The 19399-nt window shown below is 75.9% G+C and carries 17 protein-coding genes; 15 read left to right on the top strand and 2 right to left on the bottom strand.

Translation table 11 applies throughout. From position 1 onward, the window contains the following. Positions 1-192: 192 nt before the first annotated feature. From BM048_RS16110 to BM048_RS16065, 10 genes are all read left to right on the top strand, one after another. Positions 193-1212 (top strand): hydroxyacid dehydrogenase, encoded by a 1020-nt coding sequence (locus BM048_RS16110; RefSeq protein ID WP_239078985.1) that lies wholly within the window; start codon positions 193-195, stop codon positions 1210-1212. Continuing rightward, on the top strand, positions 1209-3281 hold the full coding sequence (locus BM048_RS16105; protein ID WP_090034617.1) for a DUF2264 domain-containing protein: 2073 nt from the start codon (positions 1209-1211) through the stop codon (positions 3279-3281). Before BM048_RS16110 ends, BM048_RS16105 begins: the two co-directional genes overlap by 4 nt. Beyond that, positions 3278-4576 (top strand): ABC transporter substrate-binding protein, encoded by a 1299-nt coding sequence (locus tag BM048_RS16100; protein ID WP_090034615.1) that lies wholly within the window; start codon positions 3278-3280, stop codon positions 4574-4576. Before BM048_RS16105 ends, BM048_RS16100 begins: the two co-directional genes overlap by 4 nt. 7 nt (positions 4577-4583) lie before the next feature. Next, positions 4584-5537 (top strand): carbohydrate ABC transporter permease, encoded by a 954-nt coding sequence (locus BM048_RS16095; RefSeq protein WP_090034612.1) that lies wholly within the window; start codon positions 4584-4586, stop codon positions 5535-5537. After that, positions 5537-6442 (top strand): carbohydrate ABC transporter permease, encoded by a 906-nt coding sequence (locus tag BM048_RS16090; RefSeq protein ID WP_090034611.1) that lies wholly within the window; start codon positions 5537-5539, stop codon positions 6440-6442. The genes BM048_RS16095 and BM048_RS16090 overlap by 1 nt, the downstream gene beginning before the upstream one ends. Before the next feature lie 5 nt (positions 6443-6447). Further along, complete coding sequence (locus BM048_RS16085; protein ID WP_090034608.1) at positions 6448-7167, top strand: hypothetical protein; 720 nt, start codon at positions 6448-6450, stop codon at positions 7165-7167. Between the two features lie 64 nt (positions 7168-7231). After that, the gene (locus BM048_RS16080) at positions 7232-8014 is read left to right on the top strand and encodes a ThuA domain-containing protein (RefSeq protein ID WP_090034606.1); all 783 of its coding nucleotides are present in this window, start codon (positions 7232-7234) and stop codon (positions 8012-8014) included. Positions 8015-8102: 88 nt separating this feature from the next. Continuing rightward, positions 8103-8942 carry an ABC transporter ATP-binding protein gene (locus BM048_RS16075; protein ID WP_090034686.1) on the top strand — a complete coding sequence of 280 codons (840 nt, stop codon included), beginning with the start codon at positions 8103-8105 and terminating at the stop codon, positions 8940-8942. A gap of 99 nt (positions 8943-9041) precedes the next feature. Continuing rightward, positions 9042-10082 (top strand): ABC transporter substrate-binding protein, encoded by a 1041-nt coding sequence (locus tag BM048_RS16070; RefSeq protein WP_090034604.1) that lies wholly within the window; start codon positions 9042-9044, stop codon positions 10080-10082. 1 nt (position 10083) lies between these two features. Beyond that, on the top strand, positions 10084-12213 hold the full coding sequence (locus BM048_RS16065; RefSeq protein ID WP_203708957.1) for an iron ABC transporter permease: 2130 nt from the start codon (positions 10084-10086) through the stop codon (positions 12211-12213). Between the two features lie 33 nt (positions 12214-12246). On the opposite strand, the gene BM048_RS16060 is transcribed toward BM048_RS16065, so the two are convergent. Continuing rightward, the gene (locus tag BM048_RS16060) at positions 12247-13386 is read right to left on the bottom strand and encodes a LacI family DNA-binding transcriptional regulator (protein ID WP_239078984.1); all 1140 of its coding nucleotides are present in this window, start codon (positions 13384-13386) and stop codon (positions 12247-12249) included. A 233-nt stretch (positions 13387-13619) separates the two neighbouring features. Here BM048_RS16060 and BM048_RS16055 point away from each other — a divergent pair, with 233 nt between their 5' ends. The 3 genes from BM048_RS16055 (at position 13620) to BM048_RS16045 (ending at position 16525) form a co-directional block, all read left to right on the top strand. After that, on the top strand, positions 13620-14783 hold the full coding sequence (locus BM048_RS16055; RefSeq protein WP_090034601.1) for a Gfo/Idh/MocA family protein: 1164 nt from the start codon (positions 13620-13622) through the stop codon (positions 14781-14783). Between the two features lie 14 nt (positions 14784-14797). After that, positions 14798-15742 (top strand): sugar phosphate isomerase/epimerase family protein, encoded by a 945-nt coding sequence (locus tag BM048_RS16050; RefSeq protein ID WP_090034678.1) that lies wholly within the window; start codon positions 14798-14800, stop codon positions 15740-15742. A gap of 69 nt (positions 15743-15811) precedes the next feature. Then, positions 15812-16525 carry a hypothetical protein gene (locus BM048_RS16045; RefSeq protein WP_090034599.1) on the top strand — a complete coding sequence of 238 codons (714 nt, stop codon included), beginning with the start codon at positions 15812-15814 and terminating at the stop codon, positions 16523-16525. 19 nt (positions 16526-16544) lie between these two features. Here BM048_RS16045 and BM048_RS16040 read toward each other — a convergent pair whose 3' ends face one another. Next, complete coding sequence (locus BM048_RS16040) at positions 16545-16796, bottom strand: hypothetical protein (RefSeq protein WP_090034598.1); 252 nt, start codon at positions 16794-16796, stop codon at positions 16545-16547. A 77-nt stretch (positions 16797-16873) separates the two neighbouring features. Between BM048_RS16040 and BM048_RS16035 the strand changes: the two genes are divergently transcribed. Both BM048_RS16035 and BM048_RS16030 read left to right on the top strand, forming a co-directional pair. Further along, a complete protein-coding gene (locus BM048_RS16035) occupies positions 16874-17788 on the top strand; it encodes a ribonuclease Z (RefSeq protein WP_090034596.1) in 915 nt (304 codons plus the stop codon). Positions 17789-17921: 133 nt separating this feature from the next. Continuing rightward, positions 17922-19388 carry a DUF4214 domain-containing protein gene (locus BM048_RS16030; protein ID WP_090034594.1) on the top strand — a complete coding sequence of 489 codons (1467 nt, stop codon included), beginning with the start codon at positions 17922-17924 and terminating at the stop codon, positions 19386-19388. Positions 19389-19399 lie beyond the last annotated feature (11 nt).

The following is a 19399-nucleotide window of genomic DNA, read 5'->3' as shown; positions in this document are numbered from 1 at the left end:
TCCGACCGTCTCGACCGAAGCGGGTGATCGTTCGTGATCGTAACAGCGGAGCCGGCGGGGTTGAAAGAGCGGGTCTGATTGGTTTTTGATGACGACATCGCGCCGAAGCGATCAGGACTGATCTGATCCGGCCGCCGACCGGCCTCTGCCTCGCTGCACGACCGCACCCTCCCTCGACGACGAAGGACCGCTGTGCCCCCCACCTCCCGGCCCACCGCGCTGCTGGTCATGGACCCGGCGACGTTCGCGCTGCAGTTCCGCGCCGACGAGCTGGCCCGCCTGACCGCGCTCGCGGACGTCGCCGAACCGGTGTGGACGCCGGATCTCGACAGCCCGGCCGCGCGGCGCCGGCTCGCGGACGCCGAGGTGCTCCTCACCTCCTGGGGCGCGCCGGCGCTGACGCCCGAGCGCCTGGCCGCCGCACCCCGCCTGCGTGCGGTGCTGCACGCGGCGGGCAGCGTGCGCGGGCTCGTGGGCGACGAGGTGTTCCGGCGCGGCGTCCTGGTGAGCACGGCCGCGGAGGCCAACGCCGTGCCCGTCGCCGAGTTCACGCTCGCGGCGATCATCCTGGCGGGCAAGAAGGCGCCGTTCCTGGCAGCGCAGGGCCGCCACGCACCGGTCTCCTGGGGTGCGGTGGTCGGGCGCGAGGACCTGTCGAACCGCGGGCGCACGGTCGTCGTCGTCGGCTTCTCGCGCATCGGCCGCCGCGTGGTGGAGATGCTGCGGCTGCTCGACACGGCGGCGGTGCTCGTCGTCGACCCGTACGCGGACCCGGCGGCGGTGCGGGCCGCGGGGGGCGAGCCCGCCGGGCTCGACGACGCGCTGCGCCGTGCGGACGTCCTGTCCCTCCACGCGCCGGCGCTCCCGGAGACCCACCGCATGATCGGTGCGCGGGAGCTCGCCCTCCTGCCGGCCGGGGCCACGCTCGTCAACACCGCCCGGGGCAGCCTCGTCGACACCGACGCCCTGCTCGCGGCGTGCGCGGCCGGCCGGCTCGACGCGATCCTCGACGTCACCGACCCCGAACCCTTGCCGACCGGCCACCCGCTGCTCGCGCTGCCCAACGTCATGGTGACGCCGCACGTCGCGGGTTCCCTGGGCGCCGAGACCCGGCGGATGGCCCAGCACGCGCTCGACGAGCTGGAGGCCCTCGCGCAGGGGCGCCCGCTCGCCACGCCGCTGACGGTGGACGCGACGGCGGTGAGCGCGTGAGCGCCGGCGCGGGCTGGGACCGCGACCGCTGGGCCGCTCTCGCCGACCACCTGCTGCTGTCGGTGCGCCCCTACGCCTCGCCGGACCACGCCCTCGTGACCCCGCCCGGCGGCCCGGGCGGCTACGGCACGGCGGTCGACGGCCTCGAGGGCTTCGCGCGGACCTTCCTCACCGCCGGTTTCCGCCTCGCGGGGGAGCGCGGCGCCGACCCGCTCGACCTCGCCGGCTGGTACGCGCAGGGACTGGCCGCGGGCACGGACCCCCACGGCCCGCACCGCTGGGTACGCCTGGAGGAGCACGGGCAGGCGAAGGTCGAGGCGGCCTCGATCGCGCTCGTCCTCGACCTCACACGGCCGTGGATCTGGGACCGGCTGTCGCCCCGCGTGCAGGAGCAGGTTGTCGACTACCTGGCGCCCGCGGTCGGCGACGACACCTACCCGCGCATCAACTGGGTCTGGTTCCGCCTCGTCGTCCAGACGTTCCTGCGCTCCGTCGGCGGTCCGCACGCGCTCGACGAGATGCGCGCCGACCTGGCCACGCACGACTCCTTCGCGCGCGTCGACGGCTGGCTGTCGGACGGCGCCGAGCGGTCGTTCGACCACTACGTCGGCTGGGCGCTGCACCTCTACCCGACCCTGTGGGCCCGCATGGCCGGGGCGACGGACCTGGCGGCGCCGCGGCGCGAGCGGGACACCGCGGCGCTGGACCGGTTCCTGCAGGACGCGGTGCACCTCGTCGGTGGCGACGGCTCACCCCTCGTGCAGGGCCGCAGCCTCGCCTACCGGTTCGCGGCGGCAGCGCCCTTCTGGGTGGGTGCGGTCGCCGAGGTGCCGTCGACGCCGCCGGCTGTCCTGCGCCGCTGCGCGTCCGCGGTCGTCGACCACTTCGTCACGCGCGGCGTCCCCGACGAGCGCGGCCTGCTGACCCTCGGCTGGCACGGCGCCTGGCCGGCGCTGGCCCAGTCCTACTCGGGTCCGGGCTCGCCGTACTGGGCGAGCAAGGGGCTGCTCGGCCTGGCGCTGCCCGCGGACCACCCGGTGTGGACCGCCGCCGAGGCGCCCCTGCCGGCGGAGGCGGGCGACGACCTGCGCCGGGTCCGCGCCGCGGGCTGGCTCGTGAGCGGCACGGCGGCCGACGGCGTCGTCCGCGTCGTCAACCACGGCACCGACTACGCGGTCCCCGGCGCCACGGGCGGCGACTCCCCGCTGTACGCGCGGCTCGGCTACTCCACGGCGACGGCCCCGCTGCTCGACGAGGGCGCCTGGACGGCGCCCGTGGACCAGTCCGTCGTCCTCGTGGACGCCGCGGGCCGGCGCTCGCACCGCACGGGCTTCGCCGTGCTGGGGCTCGACGACGCTCCGACGACGACGACGACGACGACGGCCGACGGCTCGCCGGCGGCGGTGTCCGCGACGGCCCTCGTCGCCGGGTCCCGCGCCGCGGCGCACTGGGTGAGCGCCGAGCCGGGCCCCGCGCACGGCAGCGGGCTCGCCGGGACCGCGCAGGGCGCCGGGACGGTGACGACGGTCTCGGTCGTCCGTGGTGCGTGGGAGGTGCGGCTGGTCCGCGTCGAGGACGCGGCGCCGGCGGCGGTGGCCCTCGAGGTCGGCGGCTGGGCGTTGGCCGACGGGACGCCGCCCGCCGAGGGGCCGGCCGGCACGGTGCGCACGGACCGGCTCGTCTCGGCGGTCGTGCCGCTGCCTCTGGGTGGCGAGTGCGAGCAGGGCGGGCTCCGGGTCGAGCGGCGGACGGACGCCTCTCCGCTCGGCACCCATGCCGCGGTGCCGGTGCTCCGGCTGCCCGTCACGACGCCCGGGGCGGCAGGAGGCGCGACGGCCGACTGGCACGCGGTGGCCGTCGCCCTCGTCGGGCGCGCACCGGGGTCGCCGACGACCGACGACCCGGCCGCCCCCCGGCTGGACCGGCCGGACCACGCCCACGTGCAGGTGACGTGGGACGACGGAGCACGCACCAGGGTGCGGCTCCCGCAGGACGGGGACGGCGCCGCCGTCCCGTCAGGAGAGGTCGGCGACGACGGACGTCGCCGGACGGTGGAGGAGACGCGATGAAGCGCAGGATCGTGCAGGGGCTCGCCGCCACGGCGGCGACCGCCCTGCTGCTGGGCGGCTGCGGCAGCGGCGGCGAGGCCGCGGCGGACGAGACGCTCGACCCGGACGCCCCCGTCACGCTGACGGTGTCGGTGTGGAACCTCGAGGGGACGCCGGAGTTCGGCGCGCTCTTCGACGCCTACGAGGCGGCGCACCCGAACGTCACGATCGAGCCGGTCGACATCCTGGCCGACGACTACCCGACCAAGGTGACGACGATGCTCGCCGGCGGCGACAGCACCGACGTCATCACGATGAAGAACGTCATCGACTACGCGCGCTACGCCACGAACGGCCAGCTCGCCGACGTCTCCGACCTCGCGGAGGAGACCTCCGACCTCGCGGGCCTGGACGCCTTCGACCAGGACGGCAGCTACTTCGCGCTGCCGTACCGCCAGGACTTCTGGGTCCTCTTCTACAACAAGGCGATCTTCGACGCCGTCGGCGAGGAGTACCCGACCGACCTCACCTGGGACGAGTACGCCGAGCTGGCGGAGCGCATCACCGAGGAGGCCGCCGCGGCCGGGGTGACGCCGGCCGAGGGCCAGACGACCTACGGCACCTACCAGCACACGTGGCGCTCGACGGTGCAGGCGATCGCCGACGCGCAGACCGACGGCGACCAGCTCTCGGGCGACTACGAGTTCTTCGCGCCGTACTACGAGCGGGCGCTGGAGCTGCAGGACGCGGGCGCCACCCTCGACTTCAGCACCGCCTCCACGCAGAAGATCAGCTACCGCACGATGTTCACGACGGGCCAGGCCGCGATGCTGCCCATGGGTTCCTGGTTCATCGCCGGCCTGCTGCAGGCGGAGGCGGCCGGGGAGACCGACGTGGACTGGGGCATCGCCCCGATGCCGCAGGCCGAGGACGCCGACGAGGTCACCACCTTCGGCTCGCCCACCGCGTTCGCGGTGAACAAGAACGCCGAGAACAGCGCCGCCGCGCGGGACTTCGTCGCCTGGGCCGCGAGCGAGGAGGGCGCGAAGGCCATCACCGCCATCGGCGTCGTGCCCTCGCTGCAGTCCGACGCCATCACGGAGGCCTACTTCGCCCTCGAGGGCATGCCGACGGACGAGACCTCGCGGGCCGCCTTCGAGCCCGACGAGGTGGCCCTCGAGATGCCGGTCGCCCCGACGACGAGCCAGGTCGACCAGATCCTCAACGAGGAGCACCAGAACATCATGACGGGCTCCGTGCCCCTCGAGGACGCCCTGGCCACGATGGCCGACCGCGTCCAGAACGAGGTCGGCTGAGGCGACGATGGCCTCCACGACGCTCGACCGCCCCGCCGCCGCACCGCGGCGGGGCGGTCCCGCCGGGCGGCGCCCGGCCTACGTCAACCGGCGCCAGGTGCGCCGCAACACCCTGCTGGGCTGGTCGTTCATCCTGCCCAACTTCGTCGGTTTCGCGCTGCTGACGCTCGTACCCGTCATCGCGACGTTCGGCATCGCCTTCACGCGGTGGAACGCGTACGCCGCCCCCGAGTTCACGGGGCTGGACAACCTCACGCGCCTCGTCGGCGACGAGAACTTCCGCGTCGCCCTGGTGAACACGCTGTACTACACCGTCGGGCACGTGCCGCTGACGATGGCGGCCTCCCTCGGCCTGGCCCTGGCGCTGAACCGGAAGATCCGCGGCCTGGCGTTCTTCCGCACGGCCGCGTTCTTCCCCTACATCACGTCGATCGTCGCCGTCGCCGTGGTCTGGAACATGCTCTACAACCCGTCCCAGGGACCGATCAACCAGCTCCTGACGACGTTCGGCGTCAGCGACCCGCCGGGCTGGACGTCCGACCCCACCTGGGCCATGCCGGCGGTGATCCTCACCGGGGTGTGGAAGGACATGGGCTACTACATGATCCTGTTCCTGGCCGGCCTGCAGACGATCCCGCCGGAGCTGTACGAGGCGGCGAAGACGGACGGCGCCAACGCCCTGCAGCGGTTCCGGCACGTGACGGTCCCGTGCCTGCGCCCCACGACGTTCTTCGTCCTCATCATGCTGACCATCGGCTCGTTCAAGGTCTTCGACCTCATCGTCGTCATGACGAACGGCGGCCCGGGCCGCAGCACGCTCGTGCTGTCCCAGCTCATCTACCGCGAGGGCATCGTCAACGGCCGGTTCGGGTACTCCTCGGCCGTCGCGCTGGCGCTCTTCCTGCTCGTCCTCGTGATCACCCTGCTGCAGTACGCCCGCAACCAGCGGCTGGAGACGTGATGACGACCGCTCTCGGACCCCGCACCGGCACCACCGCCCCGTTGCCCGCCGGCACCCCGGCCGCCACCCGCGACCGCGCCCGGCCCGTGCGCCCGTGGGCGAAGCCGCTCACCTACGTGCTGCTCGTCGCGCTGTCGGCGCTGCTGCTCGTGCCGTTCTTCTGGATGGTCTCGGCGTCGCTGAAGACGAACGACCAGGTCTTCACGGTGCCGATCCGGTGGATCCCGGAGGAGCTGCACTGGGACAACTTCGTCACCATCTGGGACCGGGTCCCGCTGATGACCTACCTGCGCAACTCGGCGTTCCTCGCCGGGGTCATCACGCTGCTGCAGGTGCTCACCGGGAGCTTCGCGGCGTACGGGTTCTCCAAGATCCGGTTCCCCGGCCGCGACGGGCTCTTCCTCGCCTACATCGCCACCATCGCGGTGCCCTGGCAGGCCTACATGATCCCGCAGTACATCCTCATGCAGCGGGCCGGCCTGGTGAACACGTTCACCGCGCTCATCCTGCTGCAGGCGTTCAGCGCCTTCGGGGTGTTCCTCATGCGGCAGTACTACATGTCCGTGCCCGACGAGCTCGTCGAGGCCGCGCGCATCGACGGGCTGTCGGAGTACGGCATCTACCGGCGGATCATGCTGCCCCTGTCGGTGCCGGCGCTGGCCAGCCTCGCGCTGCTGACGTTCGTCAACACCTGGAACGACTTCATGGGCCCGTTCATCTACCTGACCAGCAACGACCTCTGGACGATCCAGCTCGGGCTGCGCCAGTTCGTCGGCCAGTTCGACGCGGAGTACGCGATGATCATGACCGGCTCGGTGATCTCCGTGATCCCCATCCTGCTCGTCTTCCTCCTCGGGCAGCGGTACTTCATCCAGGGCATCGCGACGAGCGGCCTGAAGGGCTGACCGCCGTGCCGCACCTGTCCTTCGAGACGGCGACGCGCGCCACCGGCGCCGTCTACACGGCGTTGGCGACGAACCTCGCGCTCGCCCTCGCGCTGGGGCCGCTGCTCGTGCTGCTCGCCGCGCTGCCGGCCGGCGCCGGGGGCTGGCCGCTCCTGCTGCTCGTCGCCGGGGCGCTTGGAGCGCCTGCGCTGGCCGGCGCCGCGGCCGTGTGCGCGGCCTGGTCCGCGGACGGCTCGACGACCGCGCTGCGCACCTTCGCGCGCGGCTGGGCCGGGTCGCTCCGGCGGACGGTCCCCGTGGGCCTGGGCGTCGGCGCGGTGCTCGTCGTCGTCGGCGTGGACGCCGTCGTGCTGACGGGGGCACCGGGAGGGACGTCGATCGGCGCGCTGCTCCTGCCGCTGCTCGTCGTGGTCGGGGCGCTGGCGGTGGCCGCCGGCGTGCTGGCGGTCGTGGTGCTGGCGGAGCGCCCGGCGGCCCGCCTGCAGGACGTGCTGCGGCCCGCGGTGTGGATCGCGGTCCGGCGCTGGCCGCTGACGCTGCTCTCGCTGGGGGTGCTGGGGCTCCTCGTCGCCGCCGTGGCCGCGCGGCCCGCGCTCGGCCTCGGCCTCGCGGCCACGCCGCTGCTGTACGTGGTCTGGGCCGGCAGCCGGTGGTCGCTCACGCCCGTCCTGGGCGAGGTGCGCCCTGCCGGCGTCGCTGCGGCGCACCCGGTCGGGACGGCGTGAGGGTCGGGTACCGTCCGCGGGGCGTGCGCCGGCCGGGTCCGGTGCCGGTGCCGAGGGGGCGACGATGACGACGGGCAGCAGCACGGGCAGCAACGACGACACGGGGAGCGGCACGCGCGGCGGCACGGGACCGGCCGGTGGCGACGTGCGCCGGGCGCTCGTCCTCGTCGGTCGCGGGCGCTACGCCGACCCCTGGCACGACGACGCGGCGACCGGCCACCGCGTCGCCGGGGTGCTCGCCGCCCGCGGCCTCGTGCCGGAGGTGCGGGGCACGGCTCCGGACGTGCTCACGGGTGACCTCGCGCCGGCGCACGTCCGGGCGCAGGTTCCGGCGCTGCTCGTCGTCGTCGCCGGCACGGGACGTCGTGACCCCGGCTGGGACGGCGACGACGCCGCCTGGTCCGCCTTCCACTCCCGGCTGGCGGCGCTCGTCGTCGAGCACGGGGTGCCGCTCCTGGCCCTGCACCAGGCGGCCAACACCTTCACCGACGCGCCCGGCTGGGCGGAGCTCGTCGGCGGCCGCTGGGTGCCGGGGCTGTCGATGCACCCGCCGATCGGGCCGGCGACCTTCACGCCGGTACCCGGGGAGGACCACCCGGTGGTCGCGGGGCTCGCACCGGTCGAGGCGTTCGACGAGCGCTACTGCCTGCTGCAGCCGGCCGTGTCCTCGCGCGTGCTCGTGACCACGGCCCACGACGGGACGGACCACCCGGTGGTGTGGCAGGCGGCGGGCCCGGGCCGCGTGCTCTACGACGCCCTCGGGCACGACACGCGCTCCTACGACAGCCCGGGGCGGCTCGCCCTCCTGGGACGTGAGGTGGAGTGGCTTGTCAGCACGGTGAGGTAAGCCTTACCTTCTCCGCGTGACGACGACGCGACCCGCCGACGCCGCGGCCCCGGCCGAGCACGTCCGCGCGCACGCCACCGTGGACCCCGTGCCCGCCGGCCCGGCGCTGTCGGGCCGCGGCCTCCACCTCGCCTACGACGGCCACGTCGTGGCGGCCGACGTCTCGCTCGCCCTGCGCGCCGGGACCGTGACGGCTCTCGTCGGGCCGAACGGCAGCGGCAAGTCCACGGTGCTGCGGGCGCTGGCGCGCCTGCACCGCCCGGGCGCGGGTGAGGTCCTGCTGCCCGAGGGCGACGCGGCCGCGCTCGACACCCGCGCGTTCGCCCGCCGCGTGACCCTCCTCGCGCAGAGCCGGCCGGTGCCGGGCGGTGTCACCGTCCGCGAGGTCGTCGCGTACGGCCGCCACCCGCACCGCGCGCGCTGGCGCGGCACCGACCACGACGGCGCCCGGGCCGTGGCCCACGCCCTGGCCGTGACGGGGACCGCCGCGATGGCGGACCGCGCGGTGGACGAGCTGTCGGGCGGGGAGCTGCAGCGCGTGTGGTTCGCCACCTGCCTCGCCCAGGACACCGCGGTCCTCCTGCTCGACGAGCCGACGAACCACCTCGACCTGCGCTACCAGGTGGAGGTCCTCGACCTCGTCCGCGACCTGGCCGACGAGCACGGCGTGGCCGTCGGGGTCGTCCTGCACGACCTCGACCAGGCCGCGGCCGTCGCGGACCAGGTGGTCCTCCTGCACGGCGGTGCCGTCGTGTCCGCCGGGACGCCCGCCGAGGTGCTCACGGCCGCGGACCTCAGCGCCGTGTACGGCCTGCCCGTCGAGGTGAGCACCGACCCCCGCACGGGCCTCGTCCACACGCACCCCGTGTCCCGCCACGCGGCCCGGCGTCCTGCCGTGCGCCGACCGGAGCCGGTACCCGTCGCCTGAGCGACGCCCCCGCCTCCCACCGACCACCACCGCGCCGCCGCCCGCCCGGGCGCGGCCACCGCACCCGCCCCTGCCCGGGGCACCGACCCGAGGACGACCATGCCCATCGCCCCCGCCCCCCTGCACACCCGACCGCCGGTCCGCCGGCTCCGCCGCGGCCGGTCCGCGGTCCTCGCTGCCGGCCTCCTGGCCGCCGCCGTCGCCCTCGCCGGCTGCGGCACCACGGAGGACGCCGCCGCGCAGGACGACGCCGCGACCAGCGCGGCCCCGTCCGGCGGCCCGGTCACCATCACCGACGAGCGCGGCGAGGTCACGCTCGACGCCCCCGCGCAGGACGTCGTCTCCCTCGAGTGGGGCCTGACGGAGAACCTCCTCACGCTCGGCGTCGAGCCCGTCGGGCAGGCGGACGTGGCCGGCTACAACACGTGGGACACCGTCGTGCCGCTCGACGCGGACACCCCCGACGTCGGCTTCCGCGGCGAGCCGAGCCTCGACGCCATCGTGGCGCTGGACGCGGACCTCGTCGTCACCACCACCGACCTGCCCGAGGCCGTCATCGCGCAGATCGAGGAGACGGTCCCGGTCCTGGCCCTGCGCGGGTCGGACGCGGCCGACCCACTGGGCTACATGCGCTCGACCGTGGAGCTGCTGGCCGAGGCCACGGGCACCCAGGACCGCGCCGAGACCGTGCTGGCCGACTTCGACGCGGCCGTGGCCGACGGGCGTGCGGCGCTCGAGGAGGCCGGCGTCGCCGGCGGGACCGTCACGATGGCCGACGGCTGGGTCACCGACGGCGTGGTCTCCGTCCGCATGTACACCCCCGGCTCCTACCTGGGCGCGCTGCTGGCCGAGCTCGGCCTCGAGAACGGCTGGACGGGCGAGGGCGACCCGGACTACGGCCTCGCGACGACCGACGTCGAGGGTCTGACCGCGCTGGGCGAGCTCGACTTCCTCTACGTGTCGAACGGAGCCGAGACCGACCCGTTCGCCGAGGGCCTCGCCGGCAACGCGGTGTGGGAGGGCCTGCCCTTCGTCGCGGCCGGCGACGTGCACCGCCTGCCCGACGGCATCTGGCTCTTCGGCGGCCCGGCCTCCGGCACGGCGTACGTCGAGGCCGTCGTCGACGCGCTCGCGGGCTGACGTGACCGCCGTCGCGGGGACCCCGGCGGTCGCGGCCCCCGCGGGCGGCGCCCCGGCCGGCGGGACGACCGCCCCCGACCGCCGTGCCGCCGGCCGCCCGGCCGCGGCCGTGCTCGTCGGCGTCCTCCTGCTCGTCGTCGTGCTCGGCGCCGTGGACCTCACGCTCGGCACGTCGTCCGTGGGCCTCGGCGACCTGGTGCGGCTCGTCGTCGGGGAGGGCGACGAGCGCACCGCCGCCGTGCTCGTCGCCTCCCGGCTGCCGCGGGTCCTCGCGGCGGTGCTCGTCGGGCTCGCGCTCGGCGTGGCCGGGGCCGTGCTGCAGTCCGTGGCGCGCAACCCGCTGGCGTCGCCGGACACGCTCGCGGTGAACGCCGGGGCGCACCTCGCGGTCGTGCTCACGGCCGTGGTCGGCGCCTCGCTGCCGCTGCTGCTGCGCGGGTCGGTGGCCTTCGTCGGCGGGCTCGCGGCGGCCGGGCTGGTGCTCGCGCTGAGCCGGGCCGGGGCCGCGGGCCCGACCCGGCTGGTGCTCGCGGGGTCCGCCACCACGCTGGCGCTGGCCTCGCTCACCACGGTCCTCCTCGTGCTGTTCGCACAGGAGACGACGGGCCTGTTCGCGTGGGGCAGCGGGTCGGTCGTCCAGTCCGGGACGCGGACCGTCCTGCAGGTGCTGCCGGTCGTCCTCGTGGTGGGCGCGGGCACGGTCGCGCTCGCCTCGCGCCTGGACCTGCTGGCGCTGGGCGACGACGCCGCCGCCTCCCTCGGCCTGGCCGTCGGCCGGACCCGGGTGCTGGCCGTGGTGCTCGCCGTGGTGCTGTCCGCCGCCGCGGTGACGGTGGCCGGACCGGTCGGGTTCGTCGGGCTCGCGGCGCCCGTGCTGGCGCGGCTCGTCGCCCGGCGGGTCCCGGGGCTGTCCCGGCACCGGCTGCTGCTGCCGTTCGCGGGGCTCGTCGGCGCCGTCGTCGTGCTGGCCGCGGACCTGCTGCTGCGCGTCCTGCTGCCCGGCACGGACGCGGTCGCGGTGCCCACGGGCGTGGTGACCACGCTGCTCGGCGCGGTCGTCCTCGTCGTCGTCGCCCGCCGGCTGCGCGACGAGGTCGCCCGCCGCAGCGCCGGCGCGGGGGCCGGTGTCCGCCCGCGCACCGCCCGGCGGGCGCTCGCCGTCGGCGGCGTCCTGGTCGCCGCGCTGGTCGGGGCCGTCGTGGCCGCGCTGCTGCTCGGGGACCGGCTGCTGCTGCTCGGGGACGTCGCGCTGTGGCTCGACGGCACCGCCGGGCGGACAGTCTCCTTCGTGCTCGACCAGCGGGTGCCGCGCGTGCTCGCGGCGGTCCTGGCCGGGGCGGCGCTCGCGCTCGCGGGGGCGGTCGTGCAGGCGGTGTGCCGCAACGCGCTGGCCGAGCCGTCGCTGCTCGGGGTGACCGGCGGTGCGGGGGTGGGCGCGGTGGTGCTCATCGTGCTGGTGCCGACGGCGGGCCCGTGGGTCGTGCCGGCCGCGGCCGCCGCGGGGGCGCTGGTCGCGTTCGCCCTCGTGCAGGCCCTCGCCGCGCGCGGGGGGCTGGGGTCGGACCGCGTCGTGCTCGTCGGCCTCGGGGTGCAGGCGGCGACGACCGCGCTCATCACCGTGCTCGTCGTCGTCACCAACCCCTGGAACACGACGATGGCGCTCACCTGGCTCTCGGGCTCGACCTACGGGCGCTCCCTGGCGCAGTGCGCGCCCGTCGCGGTCGCGCTGCTCGTCGTGCTGCCCGTGGCCCTCGCGCGGCGGCGGACGCTCGACCTCGTCGCGCTCGACGACGACACCCCGCGGGTCCTGGGCGTGCGGCTCGCGCGCGAGCGCGGGATGCTGCTCACGCTCGCCGCGCTGCTCACGGCCGCGGCGGTGGCCGCGGTCGGGATCGTGGGTTTCGTCGGGCTCGTCGCCCCGCACCTGGCCCGGCGGCTCGTCGGCGCGGGGCACGCGCGCGTCCTGCCGGTCGCCACCGTGCTGGGTGCGCTGCTCGTCAGCGTGTCCGACACGATCGGCCGGACCGTCATCGCCCCGGGCCAGGTCCCGGTCGGGCTCGTCACCGCGCTCGTCGGGGCGCCGTACTTCGTGTGGCTGCTCTGGCGCACGCGGCGGCGCGCCGGGGTGTGAGCGCGGGCGCGGGACGAGGGCCGCGGGCCGGGCTCAACCGCGCGGAGGCGTGCTGTCCCGCAGCACGACCTCCGTGCGGATCTCGGTCGCACGGACCTCGTCGCCCCGCGGGGTGAGCGCCAGCTCGGCGGCGGCCTCACCCGCCTCGTCGAGCGGGATGCGGACGGTGGTCAGCCCGGGCACGACGTCCCTCAGCGTCGCGATGTCGTCGAAGCCGGCGACGGCCACGTCCTCGGGCACGCGCACGCCCAGCGCCCGGGCCGCCGAGAGGGCCCCGAGGGCCATGACGTCGTTGGCGGCGAAGACGACCTCCGGCCGAGGGCGCGTGCGCAGCAAGGTGGTCATCGCCTCGGCGCCGCCCTCCCACGTGAACGCCCCGTGCACCACGTCGGCCGGGTCGATCCGGCCGCCTGCACCGGCCCAGGCGGTGACGAAGCCGTCGCGCCGGTTCTGCGCCGTGAGCCGGTCGGTCGGTCCGCCGAGGATCGCCGCCCGCCGGTAGCCCAGGCCCCACAGCGCCAGCGCCAGGTCCCGCGCGCCGCCGGCGTTGTCGATGACGACGCTGTCCACGCCGTCCAGCGGCTGCCCGACGAGGGCCACCGACGCGCCGCCCGCCTGGAGGTCCAGCAGCGCCGCGCGCAGGCGCTCCTCGCGGTCGGGGTCGGCGAGCCGACCGCCGGCGACGATGACGGCCCGCGCGCGCAGGCGCTGCATGAGCGCGACGAGCTCGATCTCCCGGTCGGCCTCGTTCTGCGTGCTCGCCAGCGTCACGTGCAGGCCCACGCGGTCCGCGGCGCGCGTGACGGCCGCCGCGATCGTCGAGAAGTAGGGGTCGGCGATGTCGTGCACGACGAGGCCGACGGAGGTCGTCGCGCCGCGGGCCATGGCCTGGGCGTTGGCGTCGGGCGCGTACCGCAGCTCCGCGGCGGCGGCGACCACGCGCTCGCGCAGGGCCGGCTGGACCGTGCGGTTCGAGCTGCCGTTGAGCGCCCGGGAGGCGGTCGCGAGCGACACGCCGGCCTGGCGTGCCACGTCGCTCAGCGTCACCCTCGCCACCACGGGGAGAGGGTAGCGGTCGGAGGCCCGCCCGCGGCGGCCCGCGCGGCGCAGCGCGCGGTCGGTCGCCGGCTCCGGCGGGCGAGCCGCCCGGGCGTCGGGCAGGACGTCGGTCACGGCGGCTCCTTCGCCGGTCGCGCCCGCCGGCCCTCGTCGGCCGGTGGGAGGAAAGCGCTTGCAGGTCCGACTGTACTCATCCGGACGGGGGACGGAACCCCCTCGCGCCGCGCCGACGGCGGTTCCCGGAGCGCTGCGGCCGGTGCTTGACGGACCCGCCACCGGCCCCTACCGTGGAAAGCGCATTCCTCCCGGCGCCGGTGCCGGGGGCGGACGAGGACCCTGGAGCTGGAATGGCCACGCGCACGCTGCGGATCGCGATGAACGGCATCACGGGACGGATGGGGTACCGCCAGCACCTGGTGCGCTCGATCCTCCCCACCCGCGAGCAGGGCGGCATCACCCTGCCCGACGGGACGACCGTGCAGGTCGAGCCCGTCCTCGTCGGCCGCAACGCCGAGAAGGTCGAGGCGCTGGCGCGGCAGCACGACGTCGAGCACTGGACGACGGACCTCGAGCAGGCCATCCACGACGACGCGACCGACATCGTCTTCGACGCCTCGATGACCAGCCTGCGTGCGGACACGCTGAGCCGGGCCATGAAGGCCGGCAAGCACGTCTACACGGAGAAGCCCACGGCGGAGACGCTGGCCGAGGCCGTCGACCTGGCCCGCCTGCGCGAGGAGACCGGCGTCACCGCGGGCGTCGTGCACGACAAGCTGTACCTGCCGGGCCTGGTCAAGCTGCGCCGCCTCGTCGACGAAGGCTTCTTCGGCCGGATCCTGTCCCTGCGCGGGGAGTTCGGGTACTGGGTGTTCGAGGGCGAGCACCAGGCGGCCCAGCGCCCGTCGTGGAACTACCGCAAGCAGGACGGCGGCGGCATGACCGTCGACATGTTCTGCCACTGGAACTACGTGCTCGAGGGCATCATCGGGACGGTCCGCACGGTCTCGGCGCAGACCGCCACGCACATCCCGGTCCGCTGGGACGAGCGCGGCGACGTGTACGACGCCACCGCGGACGACGCCGCCTACGGCATCTTCGGCCTGGAGACCCCGGCCGGGGACCCCGTCGTCGCCCAGATCAACTCCTCCTGGGCGGTGCGCGTACACCGCGACGAGCTCGTCGAGTTCCAGGTGGACGGCACGCACGGCTCGGCCGTCGCCGGGCTGTTCCGGTGCGTCGCCCAGCAGCGCGCCCACACGCCCAAGCCGGTGTGGAACCCCGACCTGCCGACGACCGAGCGCTTCCGGGACCAGTGGCTGGACGTCCCCGCCAACGCCGAGCTGCAGAACGGGTTCAAGGCGCAGTGGGAGGAGTTCCTCGCGGACGTCGCCCAGGGGCGGCCGCACCGCTTCGACCTCCTGTCGGCCGCGCGCGGCGTGCAGCTCGCCGAGCTCGGGCTGCGCTCCTCCGACGAGGGCCGCCGCCTCGACGTCCCGGCGATCACGCTGTGACGAGGGCACCCGAGGTGGCTCCGCGCGCCGCGGCCGCACCCGTCGGTCAGGCCGCGGCCGGCCGTCCGGCCGAGCTCGCGCGGCTGTCGTTGAACACGGCGACGACGAAGGCGCTGACGCTCGAGCAGGCGGCGACGGCCGCGGCCGGCGCCGGCCTGTCGTCGATCGGCCTGTGGCGGGACCGCGTGCAGGAGGTGGGCGCGGCGCAGGCCGCGCGGATCGTCGCCGACCACGGCCTGCGGGTGTCCTCGCTGTGCCGCGGGGGCTTCCTCACGGCCGCCGACGAGACCGCAGCCCGTAGTGCGCTCGACGACAACCGGCGCGCGATCGAGGAGGCCGCCACCGTCGGCACCCGCGAGCTCGTCATGGTCGTCGGCGGTCTGCCCGCGGCGAGCGCCCCCGGGGGCCCGGCGCAGCCCTACCCCGGGGACCGTGCCGCGGACCCGGGCCGCGACGTCGTCGCCGCGCGGGAGCGCGTGGCCGAGCGGATCGGCGAGCTCGCGCCGTTCGCGGCCGGGCACGGCGTGCGGCTGGTGCTCGAGGCGCTGCACCCGATGTTCGCGGCCGACCGTGCCGTCATCTCGACGCTCGGCCAGGCGCTCGACCTCGCCGAGCCGTTCCCCGCGGAGGTCGTCGGCGTCGTCGTCGACACCTACCACGTGTGGTGGGACCCGGACCTGCGCGCGCAGGTCGCGCGGGCGGGCGCGACCGGCCGCATCGCGGGTTACCAGGTGTGCGACTGGACCCTGCCGCTGGCCGCCGACCCGTTGCTGTCCCGCGGGCACGTCGGCGACGGCTACGTGGACTTCGCGTCCATCACCCGCTGGGTCGCCGAGGCCGGGTACACCGGCGACGTCGAGGTGGAGATCTTCCACCAGGGCGTCTGGGACACCCCGGCCGAGCAGACCCTGAGCACGATGGCGGAGCGGTACGTCCGGCACGTCCTGCCGTACCTCTGACCCGACCGCTCAAGGGCGGCCCTCCGTCACCCGATGGGAGCAGCGGGGCACGGCGGACGGAGGGCGGTCATGGACGGCATCGCGGGGATCGGCGGCCGGATCGCGGCGATCGAGAGCGGCATCGCCGAGCTGCGGACGGGGGCCGGCGTCGCGACGGCGACGACGTGGCCCGCCGGCGCGGCCGGCGGTGTCCTCGGCATGTCGACCCTCGCGGGGCCGTCCTCGTCTGCGGGCGGCACCACGACCGGCACGACGACCGGCACGGCGGCCGGGAGCTTCGCGTCCGTGCTGGCCGACCAAGTGGCGCGATCCACGACCGGCGCCACGACGGGCGCCGCCACCACCACGGCGCCCGGCGGCCCGCTGCCCGCGGTCGCCGGGTTCACCGCCGAGCAGGTCGGCAACGCCGCGGCGATCGTCGCCGCCGGGCGGGCGCTGGGCCTGTCCGTGCGCGACCAGACGATCGGCGTCATGACGGCGATGGGGGAGTCCTCGCTGCGCAACGTCGACCACGGCGACGCCGCAGGACCCGACAGCATCGGCCTGTTCCAGCAGCGCGACAACGGCGCGTGGGGCACGCTCGCGGACCGCACCGACCCGACCCGCAGCGCCACGGCCTTCTTCCGCGCGCTGCAGGGCGTCGCCGGGCGGGACGCCATGGCGCCGACGCTCGTCGCCCACGCCGTGCAGCGGAACGCCGACCCGCAGCACTACGCGTCGCGCTGGGCCGACGCGGTGCGGGTCGTCGGCGCCCTCACGGGCGCGGCGACCACCGGCGCCTGAGGGCACCGGCCGGCAGGGGTCAGCCCACCTCGCCCAGCACCGTGACGCTCGACCCGACGCTGAGCCGGTCGGCGACGCGCTGAGCCGTGGCGAGGGCCTCGTCCTCCGTCGCGGCCGTGACGAGCAGGGTGAACTCGACGCCCTCGTCCTGCCGGAGCGCCTCCTCGACGGCGACGCCGCTCTCGTCGGCGACGGCGGCGTCGAGCGGCGAGACCTGCCCCTCGAGCCAACCGGCGGTCTGCGCGGTGCCGGAGATGCGGTAGGCGGCCATGGGTCCAGCCTGGGATCGTCACGCGCGACCCGCCACCCGGGCGGCCGGCGAGGGCCCGTGAGCGGCAGACTGGCCGGGTGCGCGAGCTCGTCGTCCTCGGGACGGCCTCCCAGGTGCCCACCCGGACGCGCAACCACAACGGCTACGTGCTGCGGTGGGACTCCGAGACGTACCTGTTCGACCCCGGCGAGGGGACGCAGCGCCAGCTCACGCTCGCCGGGGTGGCGCCGCCGGCCATCACGCGCATCTGCCTGACCCACCTGCACGGCGACCACAGCCTCGGTCTGCCCGGCGTGCTGTCGCGGCTCGTGCTCGACGGGGTGCAGCACCCGGTCCACCTGCACTACCCCCGCGGCGGCGAGGACGTGCTGCGCGCCCTCGTCGGCCTGGCCACGCCGGGGCTGGACCTGCGCCTGCACCCGCACGACGAGGCGGGACCGGTCGCGGACGGGCTCGAGGTGGCCCCGCTGCGCCACCGCGTGCCGACCTTCGGCTACCGGGTCGTCGAGCCGGACGGCCGCACGCTGCTGCCCGACCGGCTGGCCGCTGCGGGGCTGGCCGGGCCCGCGGTGGGGGAGCTCGTCCGGACCGGGACGGCGACGACCGCGGCCGGGCCCCTGCGGCTGGAGGACGTCTCCGTGCCGCGGCCGGGGCAGCGGGTCGCCGTCGTCATGGACACGGCGCCCTGCGTCGGCGCCGAGGCGCTCGCGGACGGTGCCGACCTGCTGCTGGCCGAGTGCACGTTCGCCGACGAGGACGTCGACCTCGCCGCGGCCTACCGGCACCTCACCGCCGGCGAGGCCGGGGCGCTCGCCGGCAGGGCGGGGGCGCGGCTGCTGGTGCTCACGCACTTCTCGGGGCGCTACGACGACCTCGAGCCGCTGGCGGTGCAGGCCCGCGCGGCGGCCGGCGACGCGCGGGTCGTCGTCGCCCACGACCTCGACCGCATCGGGCTGCCGCGGCGGCGCGGCGCGGCACCCCGGCGGCGCTAGGGTCGCCCCGCCGCCCTGCCCGGGCCCCTTCGTCCCGCCGTGACCTCCGCGCCCGTCCGCGAGCGGTCGACGGGCGGTCGGCCTGCCGGGGGACGGCGCCCGACGACGACGGCCCGTACCGAGGAGCAGGACGATGACGACAGCAGCGTGGCGACGAGGACGGGGGGCCGTCGTCGCGGTTTTCACGGCGGCGGTGGTCGTCGTGCCGGGCGCCGTGGCGGCGTCGGCCGCGTCGGGCACGGGCTCCGTGTCGGTCGCCGACGGGAGCGGCTATAGGCCGGTGCGGATGGACGTCGCCGCGACCTGGCTGGTGGACGAGGGGCGGGGCGTCGAGGTGCCCTCGGACACCTGGGAGGCGCGGGTCCGGCTCCCCTGGGAGATGGACCAGCTGCTCCGCGAGTCGGACGGCAGGCCGACGACCTGGACGACCGTCGACGGCTGCCAGGACCGCTACTCCTCCTCCTACTACGACGGTGTCGTCGCCGTGAACCACGTCGACGCGAGGGCGCGGTGCTCCGTCACGGACGCGACGGCGCCCGTCCTGGTGACCGTGGCCGGCGAGGGCGGCGGCACGCGGGTCGCGCTCACCATCGAGGTCGTCTCGACCGGGACGCCGGTGCCGGGTGGCTCGGCGATCGTCGACGTCGACCTGCCGGTCGACCACGGCGGCGAGGAGTCGCGCGAGTACGTGGTCGCGCCCGTCGAGGTCGGGACGCGCGTGGTGCTCGACCTGTCGATCCCCAACCTCGTCCGGTCCGGCGCCTTCGTCCCCTCGTACGTGCGGCGGGACGGCACCGGGACGCGGCCGTCGACGATGACGGCCCGGCACGCGGCCGGCGACCCTGCGGTGGACGTCGCCCTCCCCGGTGCCGTCGAGGACGGCGACTGGGCCGTCCTGACCCAGACGGAGACCCTCGACGACCTGACCCGCCACGTGAGGATCAGCGTCCCGCTCCGCCATGCCGTCGTCGCCGAGCCCGTCGACGCGTACGTGACCCACGTGTACGGCGACCTCTTCGGCCGCGCGCCCGAGCCCGCGGGTCTCGCCGGATGGTCGCAGGCGCTCCGGGCAGGAACGCCGTACTCCGCCGTGGCGGACGCGATCACCGCCTCGGCGGAGTTCCGCTCCGGGCTCATCCGGGAGTCCTACCTGCACTACCTGGGCCGGAGCCCGGACGCCGCGGGCGCGGCCGGATGGCTGGACGCCATGGGCCGCGGCATGCCGATCCAGCAGATGGAGTCGGGGTTCATCGCCTCGCAGGAGTACTTCCTCTTCTCGGGCGGGACGATCGAGGGCTGGGTCGAGGCGCTGTACCTCGACGTCCTCGGCCGCGAGGCGTCGCCCGACGAGGTGGCGGGTTGGCGCACCGCGATCGAGCGGGGTGCCGGGCGCGCGCAGGTCGCCACCGGCTTCCTGTACTCGACGGAGCACCTCTCGACCGTCGTCGGCGCGTACTACCGGGAGCTCCTGCACCGGGAGGCGGACCACTCCGGCGTGCTGGGGTGGGTCCGGGCCCTGCAGGCCGGTGAGCGGTCGGAGCGCATCGTCTCCGGCATCGTCGCCAGCCCCGAGTACCGGGCCGGCGTCCCGCTGCCCTGAGCCCAGGGCGC

Source organism: Cellulomonas marina, from assembly GCF_900111925.1.
GTDB lineage: Bacteria > Actinomycetota > Actinomycetes > Actinomycetales > Cellulomonadaceae > Cellulomonas > Cellulomonas marina.
Note: the sequence above shows the minus strand (reverse complement) of the source record. Positions and strands in the feature narration are given on the sequence as shown.

Excerpts from the sequence above, each read along its gene's own strand:
- BM048_RS16100 (WP_090034615.1), top strand. The coding sequence starts at position 3,278 with ATGAAGCGCAGGATCGTGCAGGGGCTCGCCGCCACGGCGGCGACCGCC.
- BM048_RS16095 (WP_090034612.1), top strand. The coding sequence starts at position 4,584 with ATGGCCTCCACGACGCTCGACCGCCCCGCCGCCGCACCGCGGCGGGGC.
- BM048_RS16090 (WP_090034611.1), top strand. The coding sequence starts at position 5,537 with ATGACGACCGCTCTCGGACCCCGCACCGGCACCACCGCCCCGTTGCCC.
- BM048_RS16080 (WP_090034606.1), top strand. The coding sequence starts at position 7,232 with ATGACGACGGGCAGCAGCACGGGCAGCAACGACGACACGGGGAGCGGC.
- BM048_RS16070 (WP_090034604.1), top strand. The coding sequence starts at position 9,042 with ATGCCCATCGCCCCCGCCCCCCTGCACACCCGACCGCCGGTCCGCCGG.
- BM048_RS16055 (WP_090034601.1), top strand. The coding sequence starts at position 13,620 with ATGGCCACGCGCACGCTGCGGATCGCGATGAACGGCATCACGGGACGG.
- BM048_RS16045 (WP_090034599.1), top strand. The coding sequence starts at position 15,812 with ATGGACGGCATCGCGGGGATCGGCGGCCGGATCGCGGCGATCGAGAGC.
- BM048_RS16040 (WP_090034598.1), bottom strand. The coding sequence starts at position 16,796 with ATGGCCGCCTACCGCATCTCCGGCACCGCGCAGACCGCCGGTTGGCTC.
- BM048_RS16030 (WP_090034594.1), top strand. The coding sequence starts at position 17,922 with ATGACGACAGCAGCGTGGCGACGAGGACGGGGGGCCGTCGTCGCGGTT.